Origin of the sequence: Streptomyces poriticola (assembly GCF_036689765.1) — a bacterium.
GTDB classification, from domain to species: domain Bacteria; phylum Actinomycetota; class Actinomycetes; order Streptomycetales; family Streptomycetaceae; genus Streptomyces; species Streptomyces poriticola.
Map to the genome: position 1 here is coordinate 12,283 of NZ_JBAGKH010000017.1, position 24,778 is coordinate 37,060.

Annotated in this window: 22 protein-coding genes and 1 pseudogene; 6 read left to right on the forward strand and 17 right to left on the reverse strand. The window is 70.3% G+C overall.

What is annotated here, in order from left to right:
• Window positions 1–33 precede the first annotated feature (33 nt).
• Entirely contained in the window at window positions 34–504 is a 471-nt protein-coding gene (locus V5O46_RS20510; protein WP_332886092.1) for an NUDIX domain-containing protein, read from the forward strand.
• A 78-nt stretch (window positions 505–582) separates the two neighbouring features.
• Window positions 583–3,729, forward strand: coding sequence for a DUF3427 domain-containing protein (locus V5O46_RS20515; RefSeq protein ID WP_332886093.1), 3,147 nt, complete (start codon window positions 583–585; stop codon window positions 3,727–3,729).
• A gap of 76 nt (window positions 3,730–3,805) precedes the next feature.
• Here the strand turns inward: V5O46_RS20515 and V5O46_RS20520 are convergent, their stop codons facing one another.
• The 10 genes from V5O46_RS20520 to V5O46_RS20565 all read right to left on the reverse strand — a co-directional run bounded on the left by V5O46_RS20520 (window position 3,806) and on the right by V5O46_RS20565 (window position 13,228).
• Complete coding sequence (locus V5O46_RS20520) at window positions 3,806–3,967, reverse strand: hypothetical protein (RefSeq protein ID WP_332886094.1); 162 nt, start codon at window positions 3,965–3,967, stop codon at window positions 3,806–3,808.
• 130 nt (window positions 3,968–4,097) lie between these two features.
• Window positions 4,098–5,063 (reverse strand): hypothetical protein, encoded by a 966-nt coding sequence (locus tag V5O46_RS20525; protein WP_332886095.1) that lies wholly within the window; start codon window positions 5,061–5,063, stop codon window positions 4,098–4,100.
• Between the two features lie 137 nt (window positions 5,064–5,200).
• Window positions 5,201–7,252, reverse strand: coding sequence for a methyltransferase, FxLD system (gene fxlM, locus V5O46_RS20530; RefSeq protein WP_332886096.1), 2,052 nt, complete (start codon window positions 7,250–7,252; stop codon window positions 5,201–5,203).
• Between the two features lie 48 nt (window positions 7,253–7,300).
• Window positions 7,301–8,374, reverse strand: coding sequence for a lanthionine synthetase C family protein (locus V5O46_RS20535; protein ID WP_332886097.1), 1,074 nt, complete (start codon window positions 8,372–8,374; stop codon window positions 7,301–7,303).
• Window positions 8,371–10,407, reverse strand: a complete 2,037-nt coding sequence (locus tag V5O46_RS20540) for a lantibiotic dehydratase family protein (protein WP_332886098.1) — start codon at window positions 10,405–10,407, stop codon at window positions 8,371–8,373. The genes V5O46_RS20535 and V5O46_RS20540 overlap by 4 nt, the downstream gene beginning before the upstream one ends.
• An 81-nt stretch (window positions 10,408–10,488) precedes the next feature.
• Window positions 10,489–10,680 carry an FxLD family lanthipeptide gene (locus V5O46_RS20545; protein ID WP_332886099.1) on the reverse strand — a complete coding sequence of 64 codons (192 nt, stop codon included), beginning with the start codon at window positions 10,678–10,680 and terminating at the stop codon, window positions 10,489–10,491.
• A 425-nt stretch (window positions 10,681–11,105) separates the two neighbouring features.
• Window positions 11,106–11,573, reverse strand: a complete 468-nt coding sequence (locus V5O46_RS20550; RefSeq protein ID WP_332886100.1) for a LuxR C-terminal-related transcriptional regulator — start codon at window positions 11,571–11,573, stop codon at window positions 11,106–11,108.
• Between the two features lie 188 nt (window positions 11,574–11,761).
• On the reverse strand, window positions 11,762–12,241 hold the full coding sequence (locus V5O46_RS20555; RefSeq protein WP_332886101.1) for a hypothetical protein: 480 nt from the start codon (window positions 12,239–12,241) through the stop codon (window positions 11,762–11,764).
• Window positions 12,241–12,675, reverse strand: a complete 435-nt coding sequence (locus V5O46_RS20560) for an ATP-binding protein (protein WP_332886102.1) — start codon at window positions 12,673–12,675, stop codon at window positions 12,241–12,243. Before V5O46_RS20560 ends, V5O46_RS20555 begins: the two co-directional genes overlap by 1 nt.
• 37 nt (window positions 12,676–12,712) lie before the next feature.
• On the reverse strand, window positions 12,713–13,228 hold the full coding sequence (locus V5O46_RS20565) for a hypothetical protein (RefSeq protein ID WP_332886103.1): 516 nt from the start codon (window positions 13,226–13,228) through the stop codon (window positions 12,713–12,715).
• A 362-nt stretch (window positions 13,229–13,590) separates the two neighbouring features.
• Here V5O46_RS20565 and V5O46_RS20570 point away from each other — a divergent pair, with 362 nt between their 5' ends.
• The 3 genes and pseudogenes from V5O46_RS20570 to V5O46_RS20580 all read left to right on the forward strand — a co-directional run.
• On the forward strand, window positions 13,591–14,493 hold the full coding sequence (locus V5O46_RS20570) for a helix-turn-helix domain-containing protein (protein ID WP_332886104.1): 903 nt from the start codon (window positions 13,591–13,593) through the stop codon (window positions 14,491–14,493).
• Window positions 14,490–14,732: a DUF397 domain-containing protein gene (locus V5O46_RS20575; protein ID WP_332886105.1), complete on the forward strand. Its 243-nt coding sequence runs from the start codon at window positions 14,490–14,492 to the stop codon at window positions 14,730–14,732. Before V5O46_RS20570 ends, V5O46_RS20575 begins: the two co-directional genes overlap by 4 nt.
• 253 nt (window positions 14,733–14,985) lie before the next feature.
• Window positions 14,986–15,908, forward strand: a pseudogene (locus V5O46_RS20580) (methyltransferase domain-containing protein); the annotation flags it as partial.
• 136 nt (window positions 15,909–16,044) lie between these two features.
• Here the strand turns inward: V5O46_RS20580 and V5O46_RS20585 are convergent.
• The 3 genes from V5O46_RS20585 to V5O46_RS20595 all read right to left on the reverse strand — a co-directional run bounded on the left by V5O46_RS20585 (window position 16,045) and on the right by V5O46_RS20595 (window position 19,044).
• Window positions 16,045–16,518: a carboxymuconolactone decarboxylase family protein gene (locus V5O46_RS20585; RefSeq protein WP_332886106.1), complete on the reverse strand. Its 474-nt coding sequence runs from the start codon at window positions 16,516–16,518 to the stop codon at window positions 16,045–16,047.
• A gap of 110 nt (window positions 16,519–16,628) precedes the next feature.
• On the reverse strand, window positions 16,629–17,516 hold the full coding sequence (locus V5O46_RS20590; RefSeq protein ID WP_332886107.1) for an alpha/beta fold hydrolase: 888 nt from the start codon (window positions 17,514–17,516) through the stop codon (window positions 16,629–16,631).
• A gap of 163 nt (window positions 17,517–17,679) precedes the next feature.
• Window positions 17,680–19,044, reverse strand: coding sequence for a DUF445 domain-containing protein (locus V5O46_RS20595; RefSeq protein ID WP_332886108.1), 1,365 nt, complete (start codon window positions 19,042–19,044; stop codon window positions 17,680–17,682).
• Between the two features lie 193 nt (window positions 19,045–19,237).
• Between V5O46_RS20595 and V5O46_RS20600 the strand changes: the two genes are divergently transcribed.
• Window positions 19,238–20,611 carry an SGNH/GDSL hydrolase family protein gene (locus tag V5O46_RS20600; protein ID WP_332886109.1) on the forward strand — a complete coding sequence of 458 codons (1,374 nt, stop codon included), beginning with the start codon at window positions 19,238–19,240 and terminating at the stop codon, window positions 20,609–20,611.
• 406 nt (window positions 20,612–21,017) lie between these two features.
• Here the strand turns inward: V5O46_RS20600 and V5O46_RS20605 are convergent, their stop codons facing one another.
• The 4 genes from V5O46_RS20605 to V5O46_RS20620 all read right to left on the reverse strand — a co-directional run bounded on the left by V5O46_RS20605 (window position 21,018) and on the right by V5O46_RS20620 (window position 24,631).
• A complete protein-coding gene (locus V5O46_RS20605; RefSeq protein ID WP_332886110.1) occupies window positions 21,018–21,719 on the reverse strand; it encodes a DUF1707 SHOCT-like domain-containing protein in 702 nt (233 codons plus the stop codon).
• Between the two features lie 248 nt (window positions 21,720–21,967).
• Window positions 21,968–22,978 carry an ABC transporter ATP-binding protein gene (locus tag V5O46_RS20610; protein WP_408649031.1) on the reverse strand — a complete coding sequence of 337 codons (1,011 nt, stop codon included), beginning with the start codon at window positions 22,976–22,978 and terminating at the stop codon, window positions 21,968–21,970.
• Window positions 22,979–22,992: 14 nt separating this feature from the next.
• On the reverse strand, window positions 22,993–23,757 hold the full coding sequence (locus V5O46_RS20615) for an ABC transporter permease (protein ID WP_332886183.1): 765 nt from the start codon (window positions 23,755–23,757) through the stop codon (window positions 22,993–22,995).
• A gap of 52 nt (window positions 23,758–23,809) precedes the next feature.
• On the reverse strand, window positions 23,810–24,631 hold the full coding sequence (locus V5O46_RS20620) for an ABC transporter permease (protein ID WP_332886111.1): 822 nt from the start codon (window positions 24,629–24,631) through the stop codon (window positions 23,810–23,812).
• Window positions 24,632–24,778: the final 147 nt, after the last annotated feature.

Below are 24,778 nucleotides of genomic sequence, written 5' to 3' on the forward strand. Positions count from 1 at the left end.
CCGGCGACGGCTCGACCGGTCGAGGAGCAGCTGATGGCCCGCACGGAGTACTACGACGATCCCCACGCGCCCGAGCCCAACAGCCTGGTGGTCGCCGCCTCGGCCGTGGTGACGGACGACGAAGGTCGCATTCTGCTGCAGCGGCGCCGGGACAACGGTTTGTGGGCGCTCCCCGGTGGTGGGATGGAGATGGGCGACTCGCTCCCCGGCACGGCGGTACGCGAAGTGAAGGAGGAAACCGGGCTGGAGGTGGAGATCACCGGTCTGGTCGGCACGTACACCGATCCGCGACATGTGATCGCCTATTCGGACGGCGAGGTCCGTCGACAATTCAATGCGTGCTTCACGGCCCGCATCACCGGTGGCTCGCCGACGGTCTCGGAGGAGTCGACGGAGCTGCGGTTCGTGAAACCGAGCGAGTTGAAGGCACTGCCCATGCACCACACGCAGCGGCTGCGACTCCAGCACTTCTTGGAGCGCCGCTCTGCACCTTATCTGGGATGAGAGTGTGGGAACCGTCCCCGGTTGTCAGTGGCCCCTGTTAGAACTGATCGCACCGATGCACTGATCGAGGGGGCGGGCGTGGGAGATGCAGGGGAGCTGGCAGAGCCGGTCGCGGGTGTCTACGAAAAACTGATCACGGACAGTGTGCATGCCGAGCTGACTCGGCTCGAGGCCGCGGGCTGGAAGGCAATCAACGCCGAGGTCAGCGCGGAGTCGTCGCCTCATGTGCTGGCTCGGCATATCGGGCAGGTCGTCGCCCGCCGGCTCAAGCAGCTTCCGCCCGATCAGCAGGTGACCTTCGCCAATCGCATACTTGCCTCGCTGACCGCCAGTACATCCGAGCAGGACGAACCGGAGTCGGTCAACCGCCTGGTCGAGGGGCCACGACAGCTCCTGGCACTCGCCGAGCAGGAGGCCCCAGGGGCCTACGCGATCCGCCCGCTCACTCCGCTGTCGGAAACCTCGCTTCTCACCAACTCCCCCGAGGACCTCAGTCTTGGCAGCGAGCTGCGGGCAGAGCTCGCCACCGCGGACCGCATCGATCTGCTCTGCGCGTTCGTGAAGTGGTACGGCATCCGGGTTCTGGAAGACTCCCTCCGCGCCGCCAAAGAGCGGGGCGTGCCGATCAGAGTCATCACGACCACGTACATGGGCGCCACCGACCGGAAGGCTCTCGACCGTCTCGTCCGCGACTTCGGAGCCACGGTCAAAGTCAACTATGAGATCCGCTCGACCCGGCTGCACGCCAAGGCCTGGCTCCTCCGACGCAATACGGGCTTCGACACCGCATACGTGGGCAGCTCGAACTTGTCGAGGGCCGCGTTGCTCGACGGGCTGGAGTGGAACGTACGACTGTCGTCCGTCGCCACACCCGCGGTACTCGACAAGTTCGAGGCGACCTTCGACGCGTACTGGAACGACACCGCCTTCGAGACCTACAACCCTGACCTCCACGGGCAGCGTCTGGACGGGGCGCTAGCGCAGGCAAGCGGCTCAAGCACGCCCTCCGACGCGAGGATCAGCCTCTCCGGCCTTGAAGTACGCCCTTTCCCGCACCAACGGGACATGCTGGAGCGGTTGAGCGTCGAGCGCGAGATACGCGGGCGCCACCGGAACCTGCTCGTCGCGGCGACAGGCACAGGGAAGACGGTGATGGCCGCGCTCGACTACCGCGGGCAGTGCAGGGAGTCACTGGGCGACCGACCGAGGCTTCTCTTCGTAGCCCATCGCAAGGAGATTCTCCGGCAGTCCCTGCGCAAGTACCGTGAAGTGTTGGACGATGCCTCGTTCGGGGAGCTACTACATGGCGGGGAGGACCCGCGCGAGTGGAACCACGTCTTCGCCAGCGTCCAGTCACTCAGCGTCCAGCGGTTGGAGCGGTTGGCCCCCGATCACTTCGACGTCATTGTCATCGACGAGTTCCATCACGCCACCGCATCGACATATCGCCGGGTCATCGACCGTTTCAAGCCCAAGGAACTGCTGGGGCTCACGGCGACCCCCGAGCGCATGGACGGCCTCAATGTCCAGGACGAGTTCTTCGAAGGCCGCATCGCGGCCGAGATGCGCCTGTGGGAAGCATTGGAAAATGATCTGCTCTGCCCCTTCCACTACTTCGGCATTGCAGATGGCACGGATCTGACAAACCTGAGCTGGCAGAGAGGCGCCTACACCGAACAAGACCTCGACAAGCTCTACACGGGCAACACGGCACGCGCCCGTATCGTGGTGAAGCAGATCCTTGACAAGGTGTCCAACCCCGAAGCGATGCGCGCCTTGGGTTTCTGCGTGAGCAAGGCACACGCACACTTCATGGCAGACTTCTTCCGCAAGGCCAACTTCCGGGCCCTGGCGCTTGACAGTGACTCCCCCGCGCAGGTGCGCGCCCAGGCGCTCGCCGACCTCCGGGACGCCAAGCTCCAGGTGATCTTCTCGGTCAACCTCTTCAACGAGGGGCTCGACATCCCGGACGTAGACACCCTGCTCCTGCTACGCCCCACCAGCAGCGCCACGGTGTTCCTCCAGCAACTCGGCCGAGGGCTGCGGCGGACGGAGACCAAGCCGGTGCTCACCGTCCTCGATTTCATCGGGCAACACCGAGCTGAGTTCCGATTCGAGGAACAGTTCCGGGCACTGACCAACCTGTCCCGCAACCGGCTGGTCGACCACATCGAGCGTGACTTCCCTCGACTGCCCTCGGGCTGCCAGATCATCCTGGAGGGCAAGTCCAAGGACCTCGTCCTCGGCAACATCCGTACACAACTGGGCGCAACGGTGAAGACACTGGTCAACGAGGTCAAGGCGTACCGTACGCCCCAACTGGCCGACTACTTGGTGGAAAGCCGACGCGAGATCAGAGAGCTGTACAAGGGCGACAACTCCTGGACGGGCATCCTTCGCCGAGCTGGCCTTGTCCAGGATTCGACACCGCCAGGAGAGGCCGGTCTCCTCAAGAGGGTCCATGCCTTCCTCCACGTCGACGACCCCGAGCGAGCGCAGGCATACCTGCGGCTCCTCGCCGACGACGCTCCTTCCTACACGGACCTCGAGCCATCCGATCAGGCGTACGCCCGCATGCTCTTCTTCAACCTCTGGGACAACGCAGGCGGTTTCACCAGCTTCCAGGAGGGCCTCGAATCTCTGCGTCCGCACAGCGCCCTGCGCGACGAGCTCACGCAGGTGCTGTCCTACGTCGTCGAACGTACAGACCACTTCCCCCTCCCGCTGACGGGCTCCTTGAACCAGGTGCCGTTGAAGGTCCACAGCTCATACAACCGCTCGGAGATCCTCGCCGCCCTCGGAGTGGCCCGCTTCGGCGGTCAGATGCCCCGATCCTTCGCCCAGGGCGTGCAGTGGGCGGAGGAGTTGCGGACCGACGCCCTATTGATCACGTTAGAGAAGAACGAGAGGGACTTCTCTCCCACGGTCAGGTACAAGGACTACGCACTCAGCCCGACGCTCTTCCACTGGGAGTCCCAGAACTCCACTTCCGAGGACTCCCGAACCGGCCGCCGCTACCAAGCGCACGCACAGCAGGGAAGTCACATCCTGCTCTTCATGCGGCGCTACAAGAACACCGACATAGGCAAGTCCCAGCCCTGGATGTTCCTCGGCCCTGCCACCTACGAAAGCCACACGAGCAGCAGACCGATGGGGATCAGCTGGCGCCTGAAGCACGAGCTCCCGGCAGATGTGTGGACATATTCAGCGATCGCAGCAAGCTGACCGCGGTAGGCGACCTGAAGGAGGCGTCAAACATCAGGCGCCTCCTCCGTGCGGGTGCTTCTCCCTAAAAGGACCTCTACTCGTCCTGCAGGCTGCGACCCGTGGCACGCTCGATCTTCACCAGTTCCTGGACCGTCAGCGGCAGGCCCGCGTCGATCAGCGGCTTGGCGGTGGCGGCGAGGTGCCCCACGACCTTCCGCGCGACGGGGCTTGCGAACGTGTCGAGGCGGGCTTCCATGGTGGTCTCCTCGTATCTGCGTGGCCGCTGTGGAGGAGACTCCTGACCGTGAGGCGGCGGAGCACCGGCTTCTGTCCGTCCACCCGCAGCGCCAGGTGCCTGGCGCCGGAGTGGGGTTCTGCTCGGTGGGTTACAGAAGTTGACCAAGCGCAGTTTCGGCCTTGTCCACGGCTTCGGTGAGGGCGTGCATGTGGGCTTGCGGGAGGCTGCCTGCGCCGAGTCCGGACGCGGTGAGCACGGAGTCGAGTTTCTGTCTGTGCTCGCTGGTCAGATGGGCCCGGGCCGTGTGGTGGTTCAGGACGTCACGGGCAGCGTACGCGTCGAGACGGGCCACTTCGGCGACTGCTTCCTCCAGGAGGGCGGCGTGAGGGCTGGCGCAGTCGCTGACCAGTTCGAGCGCGACCAGTGCGGCTCGGGTCTGGAACACTGCGGTCGCGGTGTCGGGCGGGGTGAGTAGTGCGAGTGTTTCCTGCAGGGCGAGGTCCAGCTCCGGTTGCGGCGTGGGTGAGGTCGCGGGCTGGCAGTGGAGGCGCAGGAGGGCGGCGATGGCGTTCTCCCATGGTTCGGTGGGGACGGTGGACTGGATCGTGTCGCGAGCCTGCTGGTCGAGGCCGCGTTCCATCAGCGACATGATCACGATTTGGCGGCCGTCGAGGAGGCGGTTGCCGACGCCGCGGTGCGCAGCCATTGCTTCGGCGGCTTCGGTCCAGCGGCCGATCCGTGCCAGGGCTCTGGCGCCGTCGACGAGCACGGTGACCCACAGCTCCTCGCAGACCTTCCGGTGGCTGGATTCCGTGTCGATCAGCATCGACAGATCGACGGTGTTGCCGCGGATCTCGGCTGAGCCACGCTTCTGTGCGGCGTGGTACAGCCGTGTCAGTACGTCGTAGGCGGCTTCGCCGTCGCCCTCACGAGTCAGCAGCCGGGAGATGTTGATCAGGGGCATGAGCGCCATCACGGCGATGTCGCCCGTGAGATGTCCGGCGCCGACGAAGACCTTGTGCTGCTTCCAGCACAGGTCGGCCGCCAGGTCGGGCATCCCGGCGTCGGAGGCGATCAGCGCGGCGTAGTTAAGGACTCCGCTGGTGCGGGCCACCAGGTCGTGGTGGCCCGCACCAGCGGGCGCGAGGGTCAGCCCCTTCAGGTGAGTGATGCGCTCGTCCAGTGGTAGCGCGGGCGCCTTGGGGCGTCGGACGAGTGGGATGCGGCTGGCTATCGCGGGGATCACCGTCGTCAGCCCTTGCGCTTCCAGTCGACGACGAGTCGGCTGTAGGTCTTGTCGATGACGAATCGCGTCTCTGCGGACGTGAGTTGGTCGCGGGCGTCGCCGACGGCCATGCGGAAGGTGGGTTCCGGTGCGGTGTTGCCCCAGCCCTCGTCCCATTCGCGGATCTCGGTGGCGACCTGGTCGGCGAGTTCGGCTGCGCGGGAGCCGTGGCCGATGACGCCGATCTCCCAGAAGCGGCCGGTGTCGTCCTCTCCCTCGCGGATGGTCAGGTAGGCCAGGGTGTCGCCGCTGAGGGCGGCCATGGAGCCCCAGCCGAAGTGCGGGGTGAATCCGGGCCGCTGGCCGGGGAGGCGGGACAGGCCGTTGGGAAGCACGGAGGCCAGGTACAGGTACAGCCACTCCCAGGGGTCGCCCTGGCGGAACTTCACCCCTGTGTAGACCTTGGCCTGCTGCTGGTCGAGGACTGTGCGGATCGCGTCGCGGTCCACCTCCTGCTCACTGAAGGTCTCCAGGCGGACGTTGCCCTCGCCCTCCAAGCGCACGAGGGTGTAGACGTCGTCGCAGACACCCTTACGCAGGGGCACGAAGGTGGCCATCTCGCAGGAGACGGTCCTCCAGGTGTCGCCGTCCCGCTCGAAGGCGAAGCTGCGGGAGATGCTGCCGCGAATCCGCATCGGGAGAACGAGGCGCCCGCCGGGAGCGAGCTGGTCGAGGATCTTCACCGGTACATCGCCCGCGCCGACCGTGAACTGAATGCGGTCGAAGGGCGCGCGCTCGGGAAGGCCGGCAGCGCCGTCGGCCAGCACGGCGGTCACGTTCGAGGCACCGGCCTGGGCGAGGTTCTTGTTCGCGCCGTCGACGAGGTCCTGGTCGACGTCCACGGTCCACACGTGGCCGCCGGGGGCTACGAGCCGGCCGAGGAGGCGGGCGCTGTAGCCGGTGGCGGCACCGGCTTCCAGGACCTTGTGGCCGGGCTGCGCGCCGAGCTGTTCAAGCTGGGTGGCGACGATCGAGGGCGCGGAGATGCATGAGATCATCTCGCCCGTCTCGTCGTGCTTGGTGGGCACCGCGTCTTCGATGTACGCCTTCTGGAGATCGACGCCGGGGAGGAACTCGTGGCGTTCGGTGCTGCGGAAGGCGTCGATGACGGCGGGGGTGCGCAGGTGGCCGCTGTCGATGAGGCGGTTAACGAGCGATCCGCGCAGTTCAGCGGGGTCGGTGACGGGTGTCACGGTGGTCTCCATTCGAGTGAGGTTAGGGTCCGGTGAGGCGGACCGGTGGGTCGACACGTCGGCTGCTTGGTCTGCGACGAAGGCGACTTGGCGGCCCATCCATGCGGTAGCGGCCTGTTCGCCGACCGGCACTCCGGCGCGGTTGAACGCGAAGATCGCGTGATGGGCGAGCACCGCGCGCAGGCCCCGTATCAGCCGCCCGTCAGCGGCATGCCGCCGCAGATGCCGACCGGCCGCATCGAAGGCGGTGACGCGCTCTGCCCAGCCGGGTTCGGCGTCCGGTCGCAGGGCCGCGTCGGCGTTCATCAGACGGCGCATGGCCGCGACCGCCCGGTCGCGCGCGGGGCCGACGGGCGGGGTGACGGGCGGTCGCAGGGCGCCGAGCTTCGTCCACACGTCACCGGCTTCGAACGGGTCCAGCCCGGCCGACCGGATCAGGGCGGCCAGCAGCAGCACGCTGCGCTCCCGGGCGCCCGGGCCGCCGGTCTCGGCCAAGGCGGCGGGGCTGTCCGCGCAGAACACGTCGTGTGCGATGTCCATGCCTTCTCGGCCGCCGAACGCCTCGGTCTCGGGCTCGTAGATGCCGCCGACCCAGCCGCTGACCTGCTGGTCGGCGACGAGGCGGTCCAGTAGGTCGGCCGCGGAGCGCTCTGTGCGCAGGCGCAGCCCTCCGTCCTTGCGCAGGAAATGGAACCGCTGGTCTCCCAGCGCGGAAGCCAGCGCCTGGGCGGCTGCGGGGGTTACGGTGCCGCCCGGGAACGACACGCTGGCATGCCACCAGTCCGTCTGCGCGGTGATTGGAAGGTTCTCGTCGTCGACGTCCATGATCGTGGGCGCTCCTCGTCGATGGGGCTGGGCTTGGAGGACCGGCGGTCAGGTGATCAGCAGGGCTCTGGTCCAGCGCGTGGTGTTCGTGCCGTCCAGTGCCAGTCGCGCGCCGGTACGGCCTTCCATTAGGCCGGGCTTCGTCAGTCGGTCCAGGTCGGCGGCAAGGCGCTTGTTGAGGTCTTCGATCAGCGGTGTGAACCGGTCAGGTGTGGGGCTGTCGTCGGCGACGGCGCGGGCCACGGTCACAAGGCCGGCCCAGCCGTGGCACAGCGAGGCGTCGGTGATCCGCCCCAGAGGGGCGGGGTCGGCGAGCGTGTGCGCGATGGTGTCCTCTGCCGCGAGCCTGCGGGCCGGGTCATGGAGGGCGAGCGCGGCCAGATGTTGGGTGCGGGCGATGCCGACTTGGCCATAGCACCAGGATGGGCGCGCGGGCCCCGGCCTGGGCGGCTGAGGGGCCGACAGCTGGTCGCAGGTGATCCAGTAGCGGCAGCCGTAGACGTCCAGCCAGCGCGCGAACACCTCGATGGCCTCGTGCTGCCCCGGCACCTGGATGCCGTGTCTCACGGCGAGGGACAGCGCCGCCGAAACCCCGGCGATGCCGTGTGCGACACCGTTGTTCCCGTGTCCGCCCGGCATCAGTTCATCAGCGGGTCCGGCCGTGGACCACCATCCCGGCACCTGTCGGCCCTCGACGCGGACCGGCCGTGCCAGGGAGACCAGATAGGCCAGCACCTTCTTCAGCCGTGGCGAAGTCTCGCCGCGGGTCAGCAGCAATGCGCCCAGCCCGGCAAGGCCCCGGATCAGGTCGAACTCGGCGAGACGCGGCAACACCCCGGATGCCTGCCGCCGATGTGCCGCGGCCAGCCGGGCCTCCACGACGCGGTCGACGGCGTCGCGGACGTCGCGGCCGACGCGCCCGGCGCAGTTGAGCACGAACTCCAGAGCCGGGGCGCCGTGGAACAGGGAGGCGTTGCCTCCGGCGCTGACGCCGTCGGCAACCGCCTGCGTGAGGCTGCTTCGCGCGGCGGCGAGGTCACCGCGCTCGATGTGCAGCAGCGCCATTCCGAGCGAGCCTTCGGAGAGGTCCTGCGTCCTTGGCAGGGGCGGTGTCGCGGTCATGGGCGTGTCTTCAGCGGGAGGACGAGGTCGTGGGCCCGTCCGCCGATCCAGCCGTCGGCGTCCGGCGGCGGCGCGTCGTGCAGGGTGGCGACTCCTGTCGGACTGGCGTCAAGGTGGGCGCGCAGCAGGTCCAGGTGCATGCCCTGGCACAGGTCGAGGGGAAGCTGTTGGTCGTCCTCGGCCAGGAGCACGCAGTCCGGCACGCGGAAGCGGCCCATCCAGGCCCGCAGTTGCCCAGCCCACTCATCCAGCGTCGCGGTACGGTCGGGCAGATCGCGAGCACGCACCTTCCATCGTGCGGACACCAGGATCGAACGGCGGTAGTGCAACGCCGGAGTGAACGGGAGGGTCCAGGCCGCGCCCCAGTCGAACCATGTCACCTGCGGCGTGGCGGCCCGGCTGATTTCGGCCAGGAACCGGGCCATCGGCGGGGTGTAGTTGTTCCACAGGAAGTTCAGCGCGGTCGGTGCGAGCAGTTCCAGGCGGGTGCCGGTGGCGGCCTCGGTGAGGTAGAGACGGCTGCCCTGGATGCCGACGGCGACGTCGGACGGGAACAGCACCTCTTTCGTGCGGTGCCGGAACTCGCCGACGCTGACCAGCCGGGGCAGCACGCGCGGGGCACGGGTGAGCAGGTCGGCCGGGACGCGGCCGGCGTGGAAGGAGAGCTGGACCAGCTCCGCGCCGGGCTCGACCGTGGGCAGATCTGCGTACGACGCGCCGGTGGCGGGGAACAGATGCCAGAACCGGCCCGTCATCGAGCCGACCGCGCGGGAGACGGTCAGGACCTGGAGGCGGAAGTTCCCGCGGTCCAGGGCACACGTCGAACCGGCATGGACGCGCACGCCCAGTTCGAGGTGGGGCGCGGGGAGCGTGGATGCGCCCGCGGCGGCCTCCAGCTCCTCGATCATCGCGCCGGTCAGGGTCACCGATCTGTTGCCCTCGACCAACGCGGTTCCGGCCAGCTCCAGCAGCAGCCGGTCGCGTCGGGTCATCGGGCGGGGAGGCTCGGACACGTGGCCGAACCCGTCGGGGAAGCCCAAGCCCCTCTCGGGGTCCGTCACCAGTTCCAGCGGCACCTCGACGCCCTCACCGAAGCGGTCGGCGAACTGCTCGGCGTAGCGGCGCCATACCGGGGTGCCCGTCGGGTGCGCGGCGAGCCGGGTCAGGACGGACGCGGCGGTCTCCGCCTCCGTCAGAACCGCCTTCGGCAGCCGCACCGCGGCGTCCAGTCGCAGATCCGGCGCCGCCGAATTTCTCCGGGCGTCCTCCCGCAGGACGGGGGTCAAGGAGCCGGCTGGATCGATGACGGTGGCGGGCGCGCGCAGCGAGGACCGCAGCAGTCGCACCCGCAGCAGCTGAGCGAGCAGCCGGGAGCGGTGGTGCGCGGCCGTGTCCGGGAACTCGGCGGCGAGCTTGTCCGCCAGGGCCGAGTAGCTGATCGGGGAGCGTGCCGTATGCATCACCAGCGCGAGAGCAGGCGTCAGCGCGAGCGAGAATTCCGAGGCGCCCTCTGAGGGAACGTAGACGCGCCCACCCCGCTGACGTGCCAGGTTGTTGACACAGACCTCGATGTCGGCCATTCGCTCGGCGTCCGCTTCCCAGTCGCTGATCGCCGCATCCAGCGCCACCGGGTCTGGTCGGGCAACTGCCGCGTGGCGGTCCCCGACGCGCACCTCAGCTCTGTCGCCGAACCCGATCAGTGCGACGCCCGCGAACCAGCCAAAAGGTGTCGAACGGCGCGTGTACCTGATCGCGTACCGGGCGGTGGCCAGTGCCGCCCGCCTCACCCGGCGCGCCTTCGGTGACCGCCCGTCGAGGATCGCCTGGACCTGGCGGGCCAGGTCGGGGCTGGCGCCGGAGACGGCCTGCCTATAGGTGTCATCGGCCCACACCGCGGCCAGCCATGACCGCCAGTGCTCGAGCGGAGCTGCGGGCGTCGGCCAGGGAGGCAGGTGAGGCCCGGTGAGGTTCGCCGCGGCGCGCAGCATCCCTTCCCCGGCACCCCGGTACAGGCTGTGTCGTAAGCGAGTCATCGCCCACACTCCGTTCTTGGCAGAAAGGGCGCGGGCCGGGCGGACGGCTCCGTCCGGCCCGCGCCGCCGGACCGGCCTGGGTTACGAGGTGGTGCAGGCGCTCGGGCAGGAGCTCCCGCAGTTGTCGCCGGTGCTGCACATCAGCACCGTCTCGGTCGCCGGTGTGTTCTCGATGAAGGTGATGTCGAGCTGGAACGGGTCGTCGGCCGTGTCGACGACATCGGTGGTCGGCTGCTCGGGAGCAACCGGCTGCTCCAGGTGGACGGCGGTCATACGTACCTCCTTGACGGGGTGGTGCAGGGTTCCCGGGCCCCGGTCGGGTCCCGGCGCTTGGGTGCCTGGTGACGACGCCGTGTCGCTTCGGCCCGGCAGCCTGGGGCACGTGCCGGAAGGTCTAGGTGCAGCCGTGAGGGCGCCTGGCCGGCTGTGACGCTAGCCAGGCCACCGCCCTTCGGGTGCGGCTATGCGCCAGTGGGCGGGATAGCCGTCGGGGTTCGGCTGGAACTGCACGCTCTTCCCTCCGCTCGCTCCGGTCGGCGTGTGGGGAGGGGCCGATGGGAGGGGGACTCCTCCCCACACGCTTCCTCCGGCGGCCGACCCTTGCTCCAGGCCCGGCTGCCGGGTCGTGCACCCGCCCACCGTCCGGGACCGTCACGCACCGGGCGGCGGGCAGGCGGTACAGGGGGCTGGGCCGTGAGTCAGCGCAGCCATGCGATCACCTGGCCCGCGGTGAGGACATGGAACTGCCACGCGCGGGTGATCAGATGCGATCGGTTGCGGGCCCGGAGGGCCGCCAGGAGCTCCCGGCCGTCCGCACGTACGTCGGTGACCGGCCGGTCAAGCTCCGTTGCCATCTGCGCGGCGGCCATGCCCCGTGCGATGAGCGGGACGAGGTCGCGCTGTTCGCGCGGCAGGAACAGCGCCGCGGGGTCCAGGAGCACAGGCCGGGTGATGGCCTCGGTGGCGTAGCCGACGGCGACCGCAGCGGCGGTCTCACTCACGCCCTGCAGCTTGTTCTTTGCCAACTTCAGGTAGCCCGCAGCGGCGCCCTCGCGGATCTCGAGGTCCCGAGCGACCACGGCCAGGGCGTCACCGGTGGCCAGGCTCTCGAGGATCTGCCGCTCTCGGGGTGTGAGGACGACCTTCGCAACGGACGTGGTGGTCACTGTTCAGCTCCTCGGCGTGCGTCGGTGTTCTGCTGGCACAGCACGGCGAATCGGATCTCGTCGTCGGCCGCCAGGCGGTGTATGAGGGGCGTCGGCCGCCGCCGCTGCGGTGCTCGGCACAGGGCCACGAGGACGAGCGCGCAGAGGAATGCGAAGGCGAAGCGGCCCGACGTCTGCCATGGGAGGTGTCATGCGTCGTCTCCCATCAAGTCCAGGACCGCGAGGATCGCCAGGGCATACCGGCGCAGGTACGACAGCGCCTGTGCCGGGGACGGCTGTTCGTCGCGCAGGGCGAGCAGAAGGCGCAGCTCCTCGGTCGGGTAGACCGCGACGCGGTGGGCAACGACCTGTGTCAGCTGGCGGGTGGCCCGGCGGAACCGGTCGATGATGCGTGCCGCGTCCTCGGCGGTCAGCGGCTCCACCTCGGGAGGCCGCCGGGAGACGGGTAGGCCCCAGCGGAGTAAAAGGGCGTCGATCTTCCGGCCTGGGGCAGCTGGTCCCGGCCGGTCACTGAGGACTTCGTCGAGGGTGTCGATCAAGTCATCGCTGATGCCCTCGTCAGCGAGGGAGTGGCACAGAAGGTGCGCGATCCGGCGCTCCAGCTCGCCCTCGACGCCAACCGGCCAGCTCAGCAGCTCGGCGGCGGTCACGTCGTCAACGGCCGCCATCACGGCCTCCTTGAGGGAACGTGGAAGGTGGCCCAGGTGGTACGGCCGTCGTTGATGACGCCCCACTTCCGGGCGAGCACCGTGACGAGCAGCAGGCCGCGCCCCGATACGTCGTCATCACCGGCGACGCGCCTCCTGGCCGGAGCCGGGTTGCCGTCGGTGACCTCGACGCGGATCTCGTCGTCGGGGTACCGCACGCGCAGCACGACATCGCCTGCTCCGTGCTCGACGGCGTTGCTGACGAGCTCGGAGACGACGAGCACGATGTTGTCGGCCAGCGACCCTCGCACGTGCCACAGCCCCAGGAAGGCCGTCGTGATCCGGCGTGCGCGGCCGACACACACCGGCTCCGGTTCGAAGGCCGCCTCGAAGACGCGCGATGTCTGTGACAGCCGCTTCGCAGCAACCGGTGCAACAGCTGTGGCGGGGCTCATCAGCGACTCCCCCGGTGGGCGACGCGTCGGCCCGGCCTCACGACGTCGTCCCCGCGGTCTCAGAGGTCCCGAGCGCGACGAACCCGCTGTGCTCTTCGACCCGGGCGAGCTGGAGTTCGTACTCGTCCAGGTGCGGGCTGGCGACCGAATGGGTGAGCGTCACGACCTCGTCGACGAACCCGGCCCGGATCTGGTGACGCACGGCGTAGCAGTCGAGCTTCAGCAGCGGACCGGTCACACCGCAGCGGTCCGTGAACACGTGCAGCGTGCTGATCTGCCAGCCCTCCTCAAGGGCGGAGTCCCGTGCCGCGCCGCAGGAGTGCGCGGGCTCGATGTCGCGCGCCGCAAGCAGGTACAGGCACACCCGCGGGACACGCCCCGCTGCCTCAATGCGCGTCAGGCGGCGGTCGAGCGCGTCGCGACCGTCGTTCATCAACCGGACCAGCGGGTCCATCTCAACACGGATATCGTCGGGGTGGGACCGTGCGTGGAAGTCACGCTCCCGGTCCAACCAATCGCTGCCCTTGTCAAGGGCGGTGATGCTCTGGCGCATTGCTGGCCTCGGCTCGTCGGGGGGCAGTATGGGGATGTCGGCCCGGTCCACGAGGGGCTTGGTCTGGCCCTCACGGAGGCCGGATCGCGCACGAATCCTGGGGGCGCACGCACCCAGGGGCGCCGACGGAGACGGGCTCCGGTTCGGCACCTGCAACCAGCTTGATGCGCACGCTAGTTAACATTCAAGGGAATCCCCAGACGAGCACGAACTGGCAAGTGCCATCGAGTGGACAGAGGGTGTTGCAGAGAGGACGGACCGTGCCAAACTCCGGACACAACCCTCTTCCTGACGGACAGGCACCTGGTTCCGCAGGACAGAGGCTCCGATCTGGCGAACAGCGCACCGAAGTGAGGGGACAGTTGGCGGCACGACGGGGACCGACGTACCTGCGGGTCATGCTCGGCAAGGAGCTGCGTGAACTGCGCGAGCGGAAGAAGAAGCACGCCGAGGAGACCGCCGGGCCCGATGACGAGGTGGGCTCCTACACCGCCGAGGCCATCTCCACGAAGCTGGGCTTCTCCCGATCGAAGCTGAGCCGTGTGGAGGCCGGCGAGATCCCGTTGCCCAAGCTGGCGGACCTCGAAGCGCTGATGGACGAGTACGACGTCATAGAGCCCGGCGACCGGGATGTCCTGCTGCAGATGCAGCGCGATTCGCTCAAGAGCGAGCCGCTGACGACCTTCAGGAACGTGCTTCCCTCCGGGATGCCGCGGTACCTGGGCCTGGAACGTGAGTCCGTGCGCATCCGGGGCTTCGAGAACAACGTGGTGCACGGACTGCTCCAGGACGAGCAGTACGCGAACGCCCTCATGGGTTCAGCCAAGATCGTGGAGGAGCGGACGACCGACGCCGTCGAGCGCAGCGTCCAGGCCCGCATGGAACGCAAGACCCTGCTGGACGGCGACCGTGAGGTCCACATCATCCTGACCGAGAACACGCTGCGCACGAAGATCGGCAGCCACGAAGTGATGCGCGCCCAGTACGCGGAGATCATCCGCCTCTGCGAGCAGGACAACGTAGAGGTGCAGATCATCCCCGCAGACCTGTCCACCTACCGCGCGGGGTTCTGCTTCACGGTGCTGGAGTTCGACGAGCTGGACCCGGTGGTCCAGAGCGACGGCTACCGATCCGTCACCATGTGGTCGAAACCCTCCGATGTTGGGCAGTACCAGCGGCAGTTCGATGCCATGGTGAAGGCGGCTCCGGGGCCCTCCCAGACGCCGTCATTCCTGACGGAACTCGAAGAGAAACTGTGGAAATGACTGATCACACGAAGCCTGTTCCCTCCACCGAGTTCGCACCGGAAGGGTCGTGGTTCAAGTCGTCATACAGCGACCAGGGCGGCGGCAACTGCGTCGAGGTCGCGGTCCGGCAGGCCCAGGTCGGCATCCGTGACTCCAAGGAGAAGGACGGCCCGGCCCTGTCCCTGCCCCGGTCCACCTACATCACGTTCATCGACACCGTGAAGTCCGGCGCCGTCCACTTCGGCGTACTCGACTGACCGTCTGTGCAACGGATTGTGACGTGGTCCTCCCCAGGGGATGTGAGGAGGACCACGCCACATTTCTTTGTTCATCGTGCACCCCTGGTCACGCGGCTACAGGACGCGACTCCCGAGCGTCCGTGCGAGAAGTGACGATGTCCCGCTTCCCAGCGCGGCGTGTGCGCCATCGGCGTCTGAACAAGCAGCTTCGCACCGACGCGATCGGATGCGGGCACAACCAGGGTGGCGTGGTGCCTTAGCCGTTGAGAAGGAGGAACCGGACTGGAAGCCCCCCCCGGTGCGGCATGGCGGGGCCCCACCTCGTCGTCCACGGCGCCGTCCCTCGTCGTGCGGATGTGGACCGACGCCGAGGTCCGTGACGGGCACACGGTGCTGGAGATCGGCACCGGGACCGGCTACTCGACCGCGCTGGCCTGCGAACGGCTCGGGTCGTCGCATGTGACCAGCGTCGACATCGACCCGCGCCGCCTGGAGGCCGCGGCGAGCGCGCTGCAGGGCTGCGGCTACGTCCCGGTCCTGGCCGTGGCGGACGGGGTGTACGGGTACTGGCCCGAGGCCTGGTTCGACCGGGTCGTGGCCGCCTGTTCCTTCGGGTCCGTGCCTCCGGCGCTGCTCGCGCAGACACGGCCCGGAGGCAAGATCCTGCTCGGCCTCACCGGGCTGCTCCACGGCCACGCCCGCGTCCTGCTCACCGTGGCCGCGGACGGTACCGCCGAGGGCCGGCTGCTGCCGGGCGCAGTCTCGTTCGCACCCGCGCGAACCCGTGCCGCACCCGCTCTCGGCGATCCGTCCGACTGGGCAGCGGGGCTGCCGGACCGGGCCCGTCCCGCGCGGCACGGTCCCGAGCGGCTCACGGCGGCGACCGGGGAGGCGCTCCACCTGTGCTTTCTGGTCCAGAACTCGTTGCCTCACGCTCAGCTCCTCACCGTCGACGGAGTCGTGCTCCTCGCCGATGTCGTCACCGGGTCCGCCGCCACCCTCACCGCCCGCGACGGCGGCTGGGCCATCCGGGAGGGCGGCCCCCTACGGCTCTGGACGCACGTCGAGGCCGTGCTGGACGCCTTCGACGACGCCGGGCGGCCGGGGCCGGAGACGTTCACGCTGCGGGTGGACCCGAGCGGGCAGCGGCTGCTGCACGCACGGATGCCGGAGCTGTGCCTGGCGGTTGGCTGAGGCGGACTGCCGTCGGCGTCAGAGGCAGCCGTCGGAGCAGATCCCGTGCGGGTGCGTCGCCCCGGGTGGGCGCCCAGCGGGCGGGGACGGCCCCCCGTCGACCGGGCAGCCGTCCCCGCCGGAGTACCGCACTCCCTCAGCCGAACATCCCCGGCTCGTAGCTCCCCGCCGGCTGGCGGGTGATGACGTTCAGGCGGTTGAAGGCGTTGATGACGGCGATGAGGGAGGCGAGGGCTGCGAGTTGTTCCTCGTCGAAGTGGTTGGCCGCGTCGGTCCAGGCCTCGTCGGTGACGCCGCCGGAGGCGTCGGCGATGCGGGTGCCCTGCTCGGTGAGTTCGAGGGCGGCGCGCTCGGCGTCGGTGAAGACCGTGGCCTCCCGCCAGGCGGCGACGAGGTTGAGTCGTACGGCGGTCTCGCCGGCCTTCGCGGCGTCCTTGGTGTGCATGTCGGTGCAGAAGCCGCAGCCGTTGATCTGGCTGGCGCGGATCTTCACCAGTTCCTGGACCGTCAGCGGCAGGCCCGCGTCGATCAGCGGCTTGGTGGTGGCGGCGAGGTGCCCCACGACCTTCCGCGCGACGGGGCTTGCGAACGTGTCGAGGCGGGCTTCCATGGTGGTCTCCTCGTATCTGCGTGGCCGCTGTTCGGCCTTACGCAGGTACGACGGACCGGGCGCGGGTGGTGTGACCGGACGGCGCCCGAGTCGGCTGTGAGCTGCGTCACCTACGCGTCACGGGTCAGGAGGCGCTCCAGTGCGGCCGTGACCTCGGTCGGCCTCTCGTCCATCACCCAGTGGCCGGCGTCGTCCAGCATCGTCAGCTCGGCGTGCGGGATGCGCTCGGCGAGTTCGGTGGCGATCGCGGGGCGCAGATAGGTGTCCGCGCGGCCCCAGACGACCGCCGTCGGGCAGGTGATCTCCGGTAGCCGGCGGCGCAGTCCGGTGCGTGCGGCGACCCGGTACTCGCCGGCGAAGTAGCCGAGCCAGCGGCGGCCCTCGCGGCTGCGCATCCAGTCGACGTAGGTGTTCAGCAGCTCCTCGTCGAGGTGGCCGGCGCGGACCAGGGAGAGCAGGATGCGGCGGTGGAACCGGGCCGCGGGGAGGCGGGCGAGCAGGGGCCCGAGTGCGGGGACGCGTCCGGCGGCGGAGAGCAGGCCGATGACCGCGTACCAGGGTGGCCGGAACGTGGAGTGCGACCGGCTGTTGAGGATGGCGAGCCGGCGGACGCGTTCCGGGTGGGACTGGGTGAAGCCCAGGGAGAGGAAGCCGCCGTAGTCGTGGCCGACGAGGTTCGCGGAGTCCAGGCCCAGTGCGTCGAGGAGGCGGCCGACCCGGGCGACCTCCGTGTCGTAGTCGAAGGGGAGGTGGCGGGGCCGGTCGGAGCGGCCCCAGCCGAGCAGGTCGGGGGCGATCACGCGATGGCCGGTCCGGGCGAGTGCGGGGGCCTGGTGACGCCAGCTGTGGTGGTCGGCGGGGTAGCCGTGCAGGAGAAGGACCGGCTCGCCGTCGGCGGGGCCGGATTCCCAGTAGGCCACACGGGCGCCGTCCACCACGGCCGATCCGGCGCGCTCCCGCTCCTCTTCCTGCTGCTGCTCAGTCTCGGAGTGCGGCATCGTGTCTGTCTCCTTGGCCGTGCGGGGGTCTCGGGGCGGAGTGTGCGCCCTCGTCGGATTCTTCGGCAGCTCCCGCTCCGTTTCGTACTCGCTGCGGCGAGTGTCCTTCGTACGGCGGAGAGCCGGCCCCTCGTACCGGCCGCGCGCCCTCGTCCGGGCGCCCCTACGCCCCGAACCCCCGCGCCACCGTATAGATCAGCAGTCCGGCCAAGGACCCCACGACCGTGCCGTTGATGCGGATGAACTGCAGGTCGCGGCCGATGTTCGCCTCGATCTTCTTCGTGGTGTGCTCGGCGTCCCAGCCGGCCACGGTGTCGGTGATCAGGGACGTGATCTCCTTGCGGTAGGTGGTGACGACGTACACCGCCGCCCCCTCCAGCCAGCTGTCGACCTTGCCCTGGATCCGGTCGTCGGAAGCCATGCGCCGGCCCAGCGACAGCAGCGAGGTGCGAACCCGCAGCCGCAGCTCGCTGCGCTCGTCCTCCGCCGCCGAGACGATCATGGATCGTACGGCGGTCCAGACGGAGGCGATCAGGTCCTGGACCTCGTCCCGGCCCAGCACCTCGGTCTTCAGCCGCTCCACCCGCGCCCGGGTGTCCGTGTCGGACTGCAGGTCGGAGGCGAAGTCGTTCAGGAACCGGTCGAGGGCGCCGCGCGCCGGGTGGGCGGGCATGTCGCGCATCTCGGTGACGAAGCGCAGCAGCTCCTTGTAGACCCGCTCGCCGACCTTGCGGTCCACGAACCGGGGGGTCCAGCCGGGCGCCCCGCCCTGTACGGCGTCCATCACCGAGTCGCCGTGCAGCACCAGCCAGTCATGGGCACGGCTGACCACCAGGTCGACGGCCCGTTTGTGCCCGCCGTCGGCGACGACCTTCTCCAGCATCTTCCCCACGCCGGGCGCGATCTCCGCGGCGTCGGCCCGCCGCGTGATCGCCTCGCCGACCACCGCCTGGACGTCGGTGTCCCGCAGCACGGTCAGGGCGCCGCGCAGCGCGGCGGACAGCTCGGCGGTCACCCGGTCGGCGTGCTCGGGCACGGCGAGCCAGGCTCCGAGCCGGCTGCCTATGCCGACGGCGCGCAGCCGCTGCCGTACGACGTCTTCGGAGAGGAAGTTCTCGCCGACGAACTCGCCGAGCGAGACGCCGAGCTGGTCCTTCTTGGTGGGGATGATCGCGGTGTGCGGGATCGGCAGGCCGAGCGGGCGGCGGAAGAGCGCGGTGACCGCGAACCAGTCGGCGAGCGCACCGACCATGCCGGCCTCGGCGGCTGCCGACACGTACCCCGCCCAGGCGCCCGCGCCGGCGTGGGAGGCCCACTCGGTGAGGGCATAGACGAGGGTGACGAAGAGCAGCATTCCGGTCGCGGTGAGTTTCATCCGGCGCACGCCGCGCCGCTTCTCCTCGTCCGCCGCGCTGAACGTGGTCATCGCCCGGTTGACGGCGGCGCCCGGGCGGGCAGCCGTCGCCGCGGCCACCGACACGCCGGAGCCGTCGCCGCCGTCCGAGATTTCAGGTTTCGTCTGTTCCATCCGCTCCACCCGTCCGGGGATCCCTCACACATTGTCCCTTCCTGACCGACTCCTGGAACGGAACACAAGTTCCCGGCGTCTGTCGGACGGGGGAATGCCGGGGGTCCTGCCCTGGGCCCCCTGCCCGTGGCGCATCATGGGCTCATCGGACCGGAGCCGCGAGGCTCCCCTCGCCCGAGGAGAACAGCACAGCATGACCCGGGGTCGTGACGGGGGCGTCGGGGCGCCCCCCACCCAGCACCGTGCCCTGCTGGCCGCCGTCGTCGCAGCGATCGTGGCCCTGTCCGCAGCGATCTTCGTCGGGGTGGCGGCCGACGACGGCACGAAGGACCGCACCGCCCTCGCCCGGGGCGGCCAGCCCCGCGGTACGGCCGCACCCGCCTCCACCGGCACCTGGGTCGGCGCCTGGTCCGCCTCCCCCGCGGCGGCCGAACCCGGCACCGAGACCACCGGCATGGCCGGCCGCTCGGTGCGCAACGTCGTCCACGCCGGTGTCGGCGGCACCGGCGCCCGCATCACCCTGTCCAACCTCTACGGCCAGTCGCCGCTGACCGTCAGCCACGCCTCGATCGCCCTCGCCGCCGGGCCCGACACCCCCGCCGCGATCGCCGGGACCATGCGGCGGCTGACCTTCTCCGGGCGGCCGCAGGTCGTCATCCCGGCCGGATCCCAGGTGGTCAGCGACGCCGTGCGGCTCGCCGTCCCGTACGGCAGCGACGTCCTGGTCACCACCTACTCCCCCACCCCGTCCGGCCCGGTCACCTACCACCCGCACGCCCGTGAGACCAGCTATCTCGCCACCGGCGACCGCACCGAGGACGTGACCGCCACCGCCTACACCGAGCAGACCCGGTACTGGCGCTATCTGACCGCGCTGGACCTGCTCAGCAACGAGGCGGAGGGCACCGTCGTCGCCATCGGCGACTCGATCACCGACGGCAACACCTCCACCCCGGACACCAACCGCCGCTGGACCGACGTCCTCGCCGCCCGGCTGCACACCGCGGTCGCCTCCGGCCGGGACGACGTGCCCCGTTACAGCGTCGTCAACCAGGGCATCAGCGGGAACCGGGTGCTCACCGGCGGCCAGGGCCGCCCCGCCGACAACCCCAGCGGCATCGACCGCTTCGCCCGGGACGTCCTGGGCCGCCCCAACGTCCGCGTCGTGGTCGTCGTCCTCGGCGTCAACGACATCCTCCGGTACCCCGGGCCCGGCGCCATCGATCCCGACGCCGTCCTCGACGGCCTGCGGACCATGGTCGAGCAGGCCCACGGGCGCGGGTTGAAGGTCGTCGGCGCGACCGTGATGCCCTTCGGCGGCCACCGCGGCTACACCGACGCGCGCGAGTCCGCGCGGCAGGAGATCAACGCCGAGATCCGCGCGGGGCGGGTGTTCGACGCCATCGTCGACTTCGACAAGGAGCTGCGCGACCCGTACGACCCGCGCCGGCTGCGCGCCGAGTACGACTGCGGGGACCATCTGCACCCCAGTGACCGGGGTTATGCGCGGATGGGTGAGGTCTTCGACCTGGAGGCTCTGATGGGGGCGGCCCCGGCGCGGCTGTGAGCGCCCGCCCCCGGCCCCGGCCGCTTCCGGCACGGCGGCCGTACGACCGTGCGCCCGCCCGCGTCGACGACCTCGCCCGTGCCGTGCACCCGGCTCCGCGCGCGGTGCGCGGGGAATCTGGGGCGGGGGGCGCGGGGCGCGGGGCGCGGCCCCTACGGCGCCCTGGTCCGAGAGCTGAGCGGGCGTGCCTCCTCGCCGGGGCACGGGCTCAGCCCGGCGCAGCCACCAGCCCCGGCCCGGGCCACCGGCCAGAGCCACATCGGCCCCGGCACAGGCCACCGGCCTGAGCCCGCCCCAGTCCCGCCCCGCACCACCGGCCAGAGCCGCGCCACCCCAGCACAGACCACCGGCAGGAGCCGCGCCACCCCAGCACAGACCACCAGCAGGAGCCGCGCCGGCCCCGGACTCAGTCCTGCCCGCCCTCGATCTCCTTCCGGGCCTCGCGGCGCTCCAGCTTCTCCTGCCGCCGTTCCTGCTTCAGCCGCTGCTTCTCCGCCCGGGTCAGCTTGCGCTCCACACCGACGCCGCCCCAGAAGGCGAAGCCGGTGACGATCACCCGCGGGGCGCCCGGGTCGCCGGGGACGCCCTCCTCCCGGTGGTCGAAGCCGCCCATGATCCCGATACCGCGGACGATCACCTCGACGCCGGGCGGCACGATCACGTTCGCCCCGCCCATGATCGCGATGCAGTTGATCACGGCCTCGCGGTCCGTGAAGTCCGCCTCCCGCAGGTCGATCTCCCCGCCGCCCCAGAAGGAGAAGCTGGTGAACCGCCGGGGCACGGTCCAGCGGCCCTTGCGCTGGAACCCGGACATCACCGCGACCGCCCAGGTCGAGGACGGCTCCCGGCCGGTGATCCGGCCCGCCCAATCGCCGCCGCGCTCCGGCTCCTTGGTCATCGACACCCGCGGCGCGGGCGCGTCACCGGCCGGCAGATCCCGGGTGAGCGGGGCGAGTTCCCCGTAGGTGCGGGCGCTGTACGTGGCGTCCAGCCGTTCCTCGAACTCCGCCATGTCCAGCCGCCCCTCCGCGAGGGCGTCCCGCAGGACCTCGGCGACTCGTTCACGGTCGGAGTCGGATGCGCGCAGTTCCGGGGCGTCGTCGGTCATGTACTGCAGCCTACGAGGTCGTGGTGGACGGCACTATGCGGTGTACGGGGTCGGCAGCGGGCCACTCCAGCAGCCTGCGGGGCCGGAGCGAGCCGCTTCACCGGCCCCCGGAACCGGAGCGCGAGCCGCTTCGCCGGCCCCGGGGCGGAGCGAGCCGCTTCACCGGCCCCGGGGCGGAGCGTGCCCCTTCATCGGTCCCCGGGCGAAGCCAGCCGCACCAGCCGCCCACGAGGTCGCAGCGGGCCGCTCTACGCGCCGGCCCGCCCCGCGTACATCCGCGCGATCACGGCCTCGATGTCCGGCTCCCGCACCGACAGGTCGACCAGCGGATGGGCGGCGGCCACCGCCGCCACCAGCCCGGCCGCGGACTCCGACGCCGGGAACGCCAGCCACTGCCGGGGACCCTCCACCCGCACCACCCGGGCCGGCGCCGGGGCGTCGATCGGCGGCAGCTCCCGTTCCAGGTCCACCACCAGCATCCGCTCGCTCCCCCCGGCCTCGTGCAGCCCCGCCGGCGGACCGTCGTACATCAGCCGCCCGTGGTCGATCACCATCACCCGGGAGCAGAGCTGCTCGACGTCCTGCAGATCGTGCGTGGTCAGCAGGACGGTCGTAGCGCGCTCGGTGTTCAACTCGCGGAGGAAGCCCCGCACCTTGGCCTTGGAGACCACGTCCAGGCCGATCGTCGGCTCGTCGAGGTAGAGCACTTCCGGGTCGTGCAGCAGGGCTGCCCCGATGTCGCCGCGCATCCGCTGGCCCAGCGACAGCTGACGCACCGGCACGTCCAGCAGATCGCCCAGGTCGAGGAGGTCCACGCACCGGTCGAGGTTGGCGCGGTAGCGGGCGTCCGGGATCCGGTACATACGGTGCACCAGCCGGTAGGAGTCGATCAGCGGCAGGTCCCACCACAGCGTCGTCCGCTGCCCGAACACCACCCCGATCCGGCGCGCCAGCCGGGTCCGCTCCCGCGACGGGTCGATGCCCGCCACCCGCAGCCGCCCGCCGCTCGGGGTGAGGATGCCGGTGAGCATCTTCACCGTCGTCGACTTGCCGGCGCCGTTCGGGCCGATGCAGCCGACCATCTCACCGCGCGCCACCGTGAACGACAGCCCGTCCACCGCCCGCACCTGCCGCCGCTCCCGCCGGAAAAGCCCGGTCCGCCGGCGCACGTCGAAGACCTTCTCGACACCCTCCAGGCGGATGAGCGCTCCCTCCGCGTTCCCGTCGAAGGCGTCCTCCGCCCCGGCCGGCTCCCTCAGCTCCGTCAATGCCCTCAACTCCCCGTACTCCGGTAGGAACGCAGCCCGGCCCGCCAGGCCAGCCCGGCCACGGCGCAGCACACCACCGCCACCAGCGGCGGCGCGAACGCCACCCACTCCGGCAGATCGAGCGGATACGGCCGCCCCAGCACATACGTCGCCGGCAGCCAGTTCACGAAGGCCAGCGGCAGCAGATACGTCACCCCGCGCACCAGCTCCCGCCCGAACACCGTGGGCGGATACTGCAGCAGCGTCGTCCCGCCATAGGTGAACGCGTTCTGCACCTCCGAGGCGTCCTGCGCCACGAACTGGAACGCGGCACCCCCCACGAACACAGCGCAGAAGATCCCCGCACCGCTGACCAGCATCACCGGCATCAGCAGCAGCTTCAGCGGCGTCCAGTCGATGTCGAGGGCGGTCAGCGCATAGCCGAGCACGAGCGTGCCCTGCGTGACCCGGCCCAGCCGGCGCAGCCCGAAACGGTCGCCCGCCACCTGCGCCAGCACCGGCACCGGACGCACCAGCAGCGTGTCCAGCGTGCCGTCCCGCACCCGCTGCCCCAGCCGGTCCATCGAACCGAGCGCCAGATCGGCGACACCGAAGGCGACGCTGGACAGCCCGTAGAGGAACGCGATCTCGGGCAGGGCGTACCCGCCGAGCGTGTCGACGCGGGAGAACATCAGCAGGATCGCCACGAAATCCAGCGCGGTCAGCGCGAAGTTCCCCACCGTGGTCAGGGCGAAGGACGCCGGGTAGGCCATGGTGGAACGGATCCACATCCCCGCGACCAGCCGGTAGGCGCGCAGCCCCTCCGCCACCCGGGAGCCGGCGTCAGCCACCCTGCACCACCACCCGGCGGGTCGCCGCCGACTGCAGCAGTCGCCCGGCCGCCAGCAGCACCACCGCCCACCCGGCCTGGAACGCATACGTCCGCAGCGCGTCCGCCTCGCCCAGCAGCACATCCGCGGGCCCCTGCAGCAGCGACGACCACGGCAGCGCCCGTACGACGTCGCCGAGCGCGCCCGGGAAGACGTTCAGCGGCAGCAGCAGACCCGAACAGAACGTGCCCGCGATCATCAGCATCTGCGTCACCCCCGTGCCGTCGAGGAACCAGAACGCCGACAGCGCCACCAGGTACCGGATCGCGAAACTGACCACCATGGCCAGCGCCACCGCGACCAGGAACGCCGCCCACGCCCCCGGATCGGCGGGCAGCGCCGGCCGGAAGACCAGCGCCCCGAACGCGAACGGCACCGTCCCGCGCCCCAGCAACTGGAACACCGCCCGGCCCACATCCGCCGAGAGCCACCACAGCTGGAGGTCGACCGGCCGGTACAGGTCGATGGCGACATCACCCGTACGGATGCGCTCCATCAGCTCGCTTTCCACACCGCCCCCGCCGAACGCCAGCGTCGCGAACAGCGCCTGCCCCAGCCACACGTACGCCAGTGCCTGCGCCTGCTCGTACCCGCCGAGGCCGGGCCGCTCGTCCCACAGGGCCAGATAGGTGTACGCCAGGATCAGCCCGAAGACCGTGTTGGTGAACACCCCGGCCGCGGTCGCCACCCGGTAGGTCGCATACCGCCGGAAACCACCCGCCGCGACGGACACGTACAACCGCCCGGCGCCGCCCGCGCCCACGCCGCCCGCCACCCCCTCACCCGTCCGGCACCAAAGCGCAGGACCCTAGCCCGGGCGGCCCTCTGCATGCCACGGAATTTCCGCCACGACGGGTCACGACGCCGGGCAACTGTTCGCCGGATGCGACAGTCTTCTTCACAGGACGTACGCATCAGGACG

Coding starts and splice junctions, on each gene's coding strand:
- V5O46_RS20540 (WP_332886098.1), bottom strand. CDS start 10,407: ATGACTCGCTTACGACACAGCCTGTACCGGGGTGCCGGGGAAGGGATG.
- V5O46_RS20510 (WP_332886092.1), top strand. CDS start 34: ATGGCCCGCACGGAGTACTACGACGATCCCCACGCGCCCGAGCCCAAC.
- V5O46_RS20615 (WP_332886183.1), bottom strand. CDS start 23,757: ATGTGGATCCGTTCCACCATGGCCTACCCGGCGTCCTTCGCCCTGACC.
- V5O46_RS20605 (WP_332886110.1), bottom strand. CDS start 21,719: ATGACCGACGACGCCCCGGAACTGCGCGCATCCGACTCCGACCGTGAA.
- V5O46_RS20560 (WP_332886102.1), bottom strand. CDS start 12,675: ATGAGCCCCGCCACAGCTGTTGCACCGGTTGCTGCGAAGCGGCTGTCA.
- V5O46_RS20575 (WP_332886105.1), top strand. CDS start 14,490: ATGACTGATCACACGAAGCCTGTTCCCTCCACCGAGTTCGCACCGGAA.
- V5O46_RS20555 (WP_332886101.1), bottom strand. CDS start 12,241: ATGGCGGCCGTTGACGACGTGACCGCCGCCGAGCTGCTGAGCTGGCCG.
- V5O46_RS20535 (WP_332886097.1), bottom strand. CDS start 8,374: ATGACCGCGACACCGCCCCTGCCAAGGACGCAGGACCTCTCCGAAGGC.
- V5O46_RS20520 (WP_332886094.1), bottom strand. CDS start 3,967: ATGGAAGCCCGCCTCGACACGTTCGCAAGCCCCGTCGCGCGGAAGGTC.
- V5O46_RS20595 (WP_332886108.1), bottom strand. CDS start 19,044: ATGGAACAGACGAAACCTGAAATCTCGGACGGCGGCGACGGCTCCGGC.
- V5O46_RS20600 (WP_332886109.1), top strand. CDS start 19,238: ATGACCCGGGGTCGTGACGGGGGCGTCGGGGCGCCCCCCACCCAGCAC.
- V5O46_RS20585 (WP_332886106.1), bottom strand. CDS start 16,518: ATGGAAGCCCGCCTCGACACGTTCGCAAGCCCCGTCGCGCGGAAGGTC.
- fxlM (WP_332886096.1), bottom strand. CDS start 7,252: ATGGACGTCGACGACGAGAACCTTCCAATCACCGCGCAGACGGACTGG.
- V5O46_RS20565 (WP_332886103.1), bottom strand. CDS start 13,228: ATGCGCCAGAGCATCACCGCCCTTGACAAGGGCAGCGATTGGTTGGAC.
- V5O46_RS20590 (WP_332886107.1), bottom strand. CDS start 17,516: ATGCCGCACTCCGAGACTGAGCAGCAGCAGGAAGAGGAGCGGGAGCGC.
- V5O46_RS20545 (WP_332886099.1), bottom strand. CDS start 10,680: ATGACCGCCGTCCACCTGGAGCAGCCGGTTGCTCCCGAGCAGCCGACC.